The organism is Fretibacterium sp. (assembly GCF_057312375.1).
On sequence record NZ_DBHLDX010000079.1, the window covers coordinates 1 to 7,700 of the forward strand.

Consider the following 7,700-nt stretch of genomic DNA (forward strand, 5'->3'; position numbering starts at 1 on the left):
CCCGGCGGCGAAGGACGAAGAGGCAGAGGCGAAGCCGGGCGCATCCCCGTCTGCTCCTGGAGCGAAAGATGCGGAGCCGGGACCGGAGTGCTATACCCCGGAGGAGCTGGCGGAGGCGTTCGTGAACGGGGAGGTAGACCCCCGACGCCTCACCGGGGAGCTGGTGGAGGCCTACAACGCCATCGATGCCGCCGTGCGGCGACGGGCGGAGGCCCAGAGGATTGAGGCGGCGATGCGTCCGCCGCAGCCGCAGCCGCAACAGCCCCTCGCGCAGCAGCAGCCCGCGACGTGGGCGCAGTTGGCGGAGGTGGCGAAGGTCCTGGCGGCGCAGCATTACCTTGGGATTCGACCGGAGGAGTTCGACGAGTTCAACCCGCAGCACGTCGCCGCACGCTACACGGCGATGCAGGACATCCGGGACCGGGCGAACGCTATGGCCCTCCAGCAGCAGCGGGCCATGCAGGTCCAGAGTCAGGTCGCGGCGCTCTGGGCGGAGTACCGGCAGAAGGTGCCGGATATCGACGAGATCGGGGAAAAGTTCTTTCCGGTCTGGCGCCAGAAGCTCACCGTGCTGGAGGACCAGAGGGTGAACGAGATTCTGGGCTCCGGGGATATGGGGAAGCTGAGGGGGTTGATCGACAGGGTTGTTGCGGATTATCGGAGAAAGACCGCGCCTAAGCCGGCTCAATCCGCTCAGACGCGAGAGACGCCGCCTCCCGTGATGGGGACGGCAGGAGGTTCTCCGGAGGGCGACCGAGGGATTGTGGATGCATCGACCCTTGGGGACATGACGATCGAGGAACAGGCGAAGTGGCTCGTGGAGCACAAGTTCGCCGTTTAAGGAGGTAAAACCATGAAGACAACGTATATTGCGGTCGGGAACAAGGAGGATATCTCGGACCTGATCACGAACATCAGTCCGAAGGAGACCCCGTTCTTCAAGATGTGCGGGAAGGCGTCCGCTTCGGCTACAACCCACGAGTGGCTGGAGGATTCGCTGCGGGAGCCCGGGGCGAACAAGAAGGTCGAGGGTGCGGAGTACGAGACGGCCACCCCGAAGGCACGAGTGCGGCTTGGAAACTACACTCAGATTTTTGGAGCGGGGTACGGGGTCACGGGGACGCAGGAGGCTGTGGCGAAGCACGGCGTCACCTCGGAGATCGGGTACCAGATGGCGAAGGCCATGAAGGAGATCGCTCTCGACGTGGAGTACGCGCTGATCACCCAGACCGCCAAGAGCGCCGGGAGCGCGTCCACGGCGCGGGAACTCGGAGGTGTGCCGTTCTGGATCGGCACCAACGTCATCACCTCGACCGACGGGAAGTTGACGGAGGAGTTAATGAACAACGCGATCGAGGCGGCCTGGAAGAAGGGCGGGAACCCGACGAAGGTGTTTCTGTCCGGAGGGCAGAAGCGCGTCGTCTCCAAGTGGACCGCCGGGGCGGAGAAAACGCTGGAGCAGAACTCGAAGAAGCTCGTCAGCTCCATCGCGGTCTACGAGTCCGACTTCGGGATCGTCTCGTTCGTCCCGCACCGCATGATGCCGGACGCGGGCGTCTACGTCATCGACCCGGACCACTGGAAGGTGGCGGAGCTGCGGAAGATGAAGACCGAGGTCCTCCCGAAGAGCGGCGACTCCCACAAGAAGCACATCATCGGGGAGCTGACTCTGGAGGCCCGTGCGGAGAAGGCCAGCGCGCAGATCAAGGGCCTGACCCTGCCCTAGGCGATGCGCAGGCAGGTTCTGGAGATGGACAGGCGGGGCCCCGTGGAGATACGGGGCCTCGTCGATTCCGACGATATCGACGCACTGTCGGCGGAGGAACGGAGGGAGAACGGCGGGGGCTTCACCCTGGGCCGGGCGTTCCGGAAGGTCGCGAACATCGACGAGGACTTCTTCAACGCGCTTTGCCTGAACATGGACAAGGACGCGCTGGACTTCGCGGCGTCCGGATACCGGGACAGGGGGGCCCTGCGCCGTCTTCTGGCGCGGTTCCCGAACCTGCGGTGCTCGGAGGGGAGGCTTTGAGATGGCGGCGGTCCCGGTGAGGTTGCTCCTGACGAAGCTGCGGCTTCGGCTGGAGGACATGCAGAGGACGAAGTTCTCGGACTATGAGCTGCTCTCCGCGCTGTCCGATGCGTGGTCGATGCTCTGGATCGCGCTCGCTGAGAACTTCTCGACGCTTCCCAGGAAGACCGTGGAGGTCATCTTGATTGGGGGGGTCGCTCCACTTCCCGACGACTTCTACTCCCTGGTGGAGCTGGGGGACGGAAGTACGAGTGAGACGGCGAGGCTCGAATACAACTGCGTACCACCCCCCATAACGGAGAGCGCCGCGGAGATCGACTTCCCAACGTCGCTGGTCCTCGACCTGGTGGAGGTTGCCTCCTCCGTGGCGTCGGGGAACATGACGGCGGCTACGGAGGCCGCCAGGACCACGGCGGGCCGCGTGTCCCAGAAGCGGGAGTATGGGAGGATTCCGGATATCCGGCATTTCCCCTGAGTTTTTTGAGGTGATGGCATGACAAAGTTCCAGATGCTCAACATCCTGCGGCACCACCTGAGCGACGAACAAAAGATAGGTTGGCCCTCGGACGTCGAGTTGAACGCCTTCCTCGATCGGGCGGCGGAGACGGTATCGGAACGTCTTGCGTCCGACCGCGACCCTTCGCTCGTGGCGTCCCTGACCGTCTCCGGCCCCACGTCCCTGCCGGACGATTTCCTCGCCTTTGTCGGGAAGGTCCCGGTCGCTATTGTAGACCGCGTCGCGTCCCCCTATGAGGGCACGACGGTCACGGCGGACTATTGGCGGATGCTGCCCCGCCCCTCGACGTTTCAGGACGCGGACGACATTCCCTGCACGACGGAGCAGGCAGGGCTGATCATCGACCTGGCGAGAATCTATGCACTCAACAAGAACGAGTACGACATAAGCCAGGACCTGGCGCTTTTGGGGCAGACGACAAAGTCCATCGCCGCCGTGCGCGGGAGGTGATGGGATGCCCAAGCTGTCCACCAAGCACGAGAACGGAAGAACCATCGCCTACACCAACTTCTCCGGAGGGCTGAATCTGGCGCTGACTCCGGAGTCCATAGCGGACAACGAGCTCCAGCTGGCGGAGAACCTCGAGTTCGACCCCAAGACCGGCGGTCTGCGACTGCGGGGCGGGTTGGAGAAGGTTCACGAGTTTCCCGGCCCCGTAACGGACCTGCTGACCGCCCCCGAGTCGGGGATGCTGCTCGCGAAGAGTGGCGGACACCTGCATACGGTGAAGCTGTCCGGGAACTCCGACGTGTTCGTCGAGGAGACAAAAGACCTCGGCCTCGTCGAAGGCGACGGGCCGGGTGTCTCGGAGCTGTGGGATGACGGCCTGCTCCTCGCCTTCGGCGGGGGGCTTTACAAGTACAAGATCGGGGTGCTGACAAAGATCACGGCGCAGGACGCACCGACGCGGGTGGACGTCCTGTTCGTCCGGGCCGGTCGCGTGGCCGTGGCTCAGGCCGGGAGCGACACGCTCCGATTCTCCGGCGTTGGGGACCCCACGCGCTGGACGACCGGGAACGATTCCGATTCCGTCAGTCTCGATATCGGCTACAAGGACGGATGCTCCATCCGCGCCGTCGTCCCAATCGTTGGCGAGGTGATCGTCTTCAAGAGCCCGCCGGCTCAGCCCGAACGGGGAAGAATCTACCGGCTCCAGGGGGATTATCCGAAGTGGTCGGTGATCGCCTACTCAAAGGGGGCCGGCGCCTGGAACCCCTGTGCGGCGGCTGCGGTGGGGGGCGACGTGATCTTCCTCACGAAGGAGGGCATGGGGAACCTCGCGACCGCGACGGAGTTCGGGGATTTCAAGCTGCGGTGGGCCGGGACGAAGATCAATCCGCGCCTGTCCCCATCCCTGTCCGCAGGGTGTCGAATCTGGCCTCTTGCAGGGCGTTCCCAGGTGTGGCTGGGGACGGACGCCGATTATGGCGACACCGTATGGTGCTGGCACTATGAGATCGGGGCCGGCGGGGCGTGGACGACGCTGAAGTTTCCGGGGCATGTGGCGTCCGTCGCCCAGACCCGAGGGCGGACGTATCTGGCGATCGGGAACGCGATCTGGCACCTTAACGAGAATCTGGCCGACGATTCGGGGACGGCCATCATCGGCCGACTTCGTCCGAAGATGATCATGGGGTCGCATCAACTGCTGCTCAAGGGGGTCGTCGCGAGGTACTACGCCAGCGAGCTGTCCAAGGTGAGTGTGCTGATCGAGGGATTAGAGCTGAGGCTGCCGTCGGACTTCGCGGACGACGTCGCCTTTTCGGACAACGACATCGCGTTTTTCGACAACGACCCGCTTGTCCCCTCCCAGATGGGGATCGCGGCCAGGCGGCGCTGCAACATCCGGCGGTGGAACATCACGCCGGAGTTCGTCGTCCGGAACGGGCTGTTCCACGTCGCGTCGATGGAGCTCAACATAGCGGAGGTGTAGGAACATGGCGGAATGGAAGGTGGGGTTCCCTGTGGACTTCACGGAAAACGGAGACAAGACACGCGACGCCATTCAAAAGTTTATCAATGAGTTTCAAGGCGTTTACCGGTATCTGAACGAACTCAAGGAGGAGCTAAACAAGGTCAGCTATCCGATCTGGAGCCTCAAGCTGCTCAAGGGCGTTAATGAGTTCACAGTGCCCCCTGGCGGGGTGTGGACCGCCTACGTTGCGACGGAGAACGAGAATGCATGGCACGGGGCAAATGAAGTCGAGCTGTACGAGGTGAATTACGTCCTGACGGTCCCAGGAGGATGGACCATAAAGCGTTATGATTTGGCGTTCGCTACGAGCAATCAGAACTTCATGAGCAAGCCTCTGCTCGTCACGGCCCTGAAGACCAAATCATGAGGTACAAGCATACGATGACCGGCCCGAAGACCTTCGAGGAGTGGGTCGAGGTCTACGAGGAACGAGACAGCGATACGGAGTACGTTCTGTCGCCCGGGGAGAGGATCGTGTTCGACCCCATGCACGGGTTCTTCACCTATTGTCTGGACGCGGAGAGCCGGTGCATCCTGGTCCCGAAGATGTGCGGGGACGGGCGCCATTGGCGTCCCCTTATCCTGAAGCTGGCGAAGGGGGCCCGGCACCTCGGTATCAAGGGCGTGCTCTGCTGCACGAAGCGGAACCCAGCGGTCTATATGCGCGTGCTGGGGGGAACGCTCGAGCGCATGGAACACATCTACGACTTCAAGACGGGCAGGAGCCGGACGCTCTGGTACATCTTCATCACGCCGGAGGACACGAAGGTCAGGCCAATGAAAGGAGAGGAGGTGAAAGGATGATTCTTCTTATTCTGTTGCTGCTCCTGTCCCTGTGCTTGCCTCCCGCTGCGCACGCCAAGGGCGGCAAGACCAGGACCGTCGACGCGCTTGGCCCCAAGAGCCAGAACCTGATCGACCTGGAGAATCGGTTCTATGGCATGGCAAATCAGATCATGGATGGGTACACGGGAACCCACACGCCACCGACGGCTCCGGCCAGTGGCGGAGCAGCCCAGCCGGCGGCAGGTAATGGCAGGACGGGAGGCTATCCATGGGGTCTCACGAGGGACCCGTCGGACAGAAAAAAGTTCGTCGTCCCCGTTCCCCTGTCGCTCAATCCGTCGGGGAGGCTCCGGGATTGGAGTGGGTTTCCCACGTCCGTTTCGCAGGCTCAGCCCACATCCCAGGCTGCCGCAGCGGGCAAAGGCGGCGCGAGAGGGGGCATTCCCGCAGCTTCCCCTCAGGCGACTGCATCCGCCGGAAAAGGTGGGGTGCGAGGCGGAGCAAACGGCGGCAATTACTGGAGCAACGACAACCTGATGGGGCGCCTCTTGAACGATGCGACGAAGAAGACCTTTGCGTCCAACCGGAGGTACGACGAGCTGATGCGTCGGGCTCCGGAGCTTTCCCGGGGGAGCATTGACGCCCTGTCGAGCGCAAACGACGCGTTGCGTCAGGGCTGGACGGCTGGAGACCCTTACTTCAGCCAGGCGAACCAGAACTACGCGGACGCAAAACGACTCCTTGGAGTGGGGGAAAGCTATCTGAGACAGGCCCCTACTGCAGGGGACGAGTGGTACGGAAAGGCCAAAGACGTTTACGGGCGCGCAGAGGACATGTTGGGTGACATCCAGTCCAACCTCCGGTACGCCCGCGAGACGGACAAGTGGTATAGCGACTACGCCAAGAACCAGCTCGCCGGGGCGGAGACCCTCATGAACACCGGCAGAATCCCTCAGCCGATCCTCGACGCCCTGAACGCATCAGTGCGGGGCGGACTGAACCAGTCGATGGGCGCCGGGCTCAGCGACCTGGCGGCGCGAGGCGTCCTGAATAGCAGCGTGACGAACCGGGGGCTGTCCGATATGTCGCGCGAGGCAGCGGACAGCCTCAACCGGGGGTATCTGGACGCCTTCAGGACGGTGCTGGGCGGGTATCAGGGCAACGCCAACACGGCGGCGACCGCCGGGAAGGCGTTTACGGATGCACTCATGGAGATCAACAACTCGGCGAACACCACACTCGGCCACACAATCTCTTTGGGGGATTCCTACGGCAGGACCGGGGCTCAGAAGGTTGCAGACCTCCTGAGCGTTGCGGCGGGGTACGCCAACAACGCCCAGACGACCGGGAACCTTGCCAACTCCCTGATGGACGCCGGGTCGAAGCGGATACAGAATTACTTGGGGATTGCGCAGGGGTATGGGAATTTGTCCAGCGGGTATCTGAACAACCTCAACACGAACCTGGCCGAACGGGAACAACTGCATAAAGCGGCACCAGGCTACTACACCAACGCCATGGCGCCGATGCTCCCGGCCTACGACCTGCTGAAGACGATGCAGCAGGACCACTGGAACTCGGACAAGAGGGACACCATCGTCAAACAGGGTAAATAATGGGGAGGAGCGGATAGGAAATGGCAGTGCATTACGTTGGAGGAGGCGGAGGGCTGGGTCTGTTCGGGAGCATCCTGGGCGGCCTGGCCTCGGTCATCCCTGGGATGCAGGCGGCTGCGCCCTACATCATGGGGGCGAGCGCCCTGGCCAGTGGGGACCCCATCGGGGCGGTCGCCTCTGTTGCTGGTGGAATCAAGCAACGTCAGCAAAACAACTCGATGTTCAACACGATGTGGAACTCCGCCGGACAGGGGCTCCCGCACTTTGCGAGCGATCCGGTTACGGGGGAGCTCAATCCGTGGCAGAACACCTGGCGAACGGGATGGGGGATGTAGGCATGGCCGTTTATTTTGAACCCCCCTCGCCCACCTGGGCGGACTACATTGCACCGGCGGCGCAGGAGCTGCTTGGCGGGCTGGTGCGCGGCATGTTCGACCGCGACAAGCAGGCGCGGGACTACAAGTACCAGACCCGTCTAGCCGAGGACGACCAGGCGCGGAAGCAGGCGGCGATAGACCGGGCGTTGGCTTACGTTTCAGACCCGGCAAACTCCTTCGACATCCGGGGCAACCCGGAGGCGGCGGCGCGGTCCTATATGGGGGCCTCCTTGTATGGGGTTCCGATAGACAGGGTTCTGGATACCTTCGGGCGTCCCATGCAGATGTACAACGCGGATCTGGGCGACCGGGCGCAGATTGGCACGCTTGACCCCGTCACGGGGCAGATGCAGGGCCAGGACTACGCCTTGGGGCTCAACCCTACCCGGAAGTATGAGCA

Annotated in this window: 11 protein-coding genes; all 11 read left to right on the forward strand. The window is 63.1% G+C overall.

The genetic code is table 11. The annotated features are described in order from the left end of the window. Positions 1-841 (forward strand): hypothetical protein (locus tag ACO41U_RS09325; protein ID WP_485943411.1); only part of this gene is annotated, 841 nt, incomplete at its 5' end. 12 nt (positions 842-853) lie between these two features. Continuing rightward, the gene (locus ACO41U_RS09330) at positions 854-1,726 is read left to right on the forward strand and encodes a DUF5309 domain-containing protein (protein ID WP_485943413.1); all 873 of its coding nucleotides are present in this window, start codon (positions 854-856) and stop codon (positions 1,724-1,726) included. 24 nt (positions 1,727-1,750) lie between these two features. Continuing rightward, positions 1,751-2,029, forward strand: a complete 279-nt coding sequence (locus tag ACO41U_RS09335) for a hypothetical protein (RefSeq protein WP_485943415.1) — start codon at positions 1,751-1,753, stop codon at positions 2,027-2,029. A 1-nt stretch (position 2,030) separates the two neighbouring features. Further along, positions 2,031-2,504 carry a hypothetical protein gene (locus ACO41U_RS09340; RefSeq protein ID WP_485943417.1) on the forward strand — a complete coding sequence of 158 codons (474 nt, stop codon included), beginning with the start codon at positions 2,031-2,033 and terminating at the stop codon, positions 2,502-2,504. An 18-nt stretch (positions 2,505-2,522) separates the two neighbouring features. Next, the gene (locus ACO41U_RS09345; RefSeq protein ID WP_485943419.1) at positions 2,523-2,996 is read left to right on the forward strand and encodes a hypothetical protein; all 474 of its coding nucleotides are present in this window, start codon (positions 2,523-2,525) and stop codon (positions 2,994-2,996) included. A gap of 4 nt (positions 2,997-3,000) precedes the next feature. Then, complete coding sequence (locus tag ACO41U_RS09350; protein ID WP_485943421.1) at positions 3,001-4,479, forward strand: hypothetical protein; 1,479 nt, start codon at positions 3,001-3,003, stop codon at positions 4,477-4,479. Between the two features lie 4 nt (positions 4,480-4,483). Further along, a complete protein-coding gene (locus ACO41U_RS09355; protein WP_485943423.1) occupies positions 4,484-4,888 on the forward strand; it encodes a hypothetical protein in 405 nt (134 codons plus the stop codon). Beyond that, entirely contained in the window at positions 4,885-5,325 is a 441-nt protein-coding gene (locus tag ACO41U_RS09360; protein ID WP_485943425.1) for a hypothetical protein, read from the forward strand. Before ACO41U_RS09355 ends, ACO41U_RS09360 begins: the two co-directional genes overlap by 4 nt. Next, positions 5,322-6,923, forward strand: a complete 1,602-nt coding sequence (locus ACO41U_RS09365; protein WP_485943427.1) for a hypothetical protein — start codon at positions 5,322-5,324, stop codon at positions 6,921-6,923. Before ACO41U_RS09360 ends, ACO41U_RS09365 begins: the two co-directional genes overlap by 4 nt. A gap of 20 nt (positions 6,924-6,943) precedes the next feature. Next, entirely contained in the window at positions 6,944-7,258 is a 315-nt protein-coding gene (locus ACO41U_RS09370; RefSeq protein WP_485943429.1) for a hypothetical protein, read from the forward strand. Between the two features lie 2 nt (positions 7,259-7,260). Further along, positions 7,261-7,700, forward strand: a 440-nt coding sequence (locus ACO41U_RS09375; RefSeq protein WP_485943431.1) for a hypothetical protein, incomplete at its 3' end; no start/stop codon positions are given.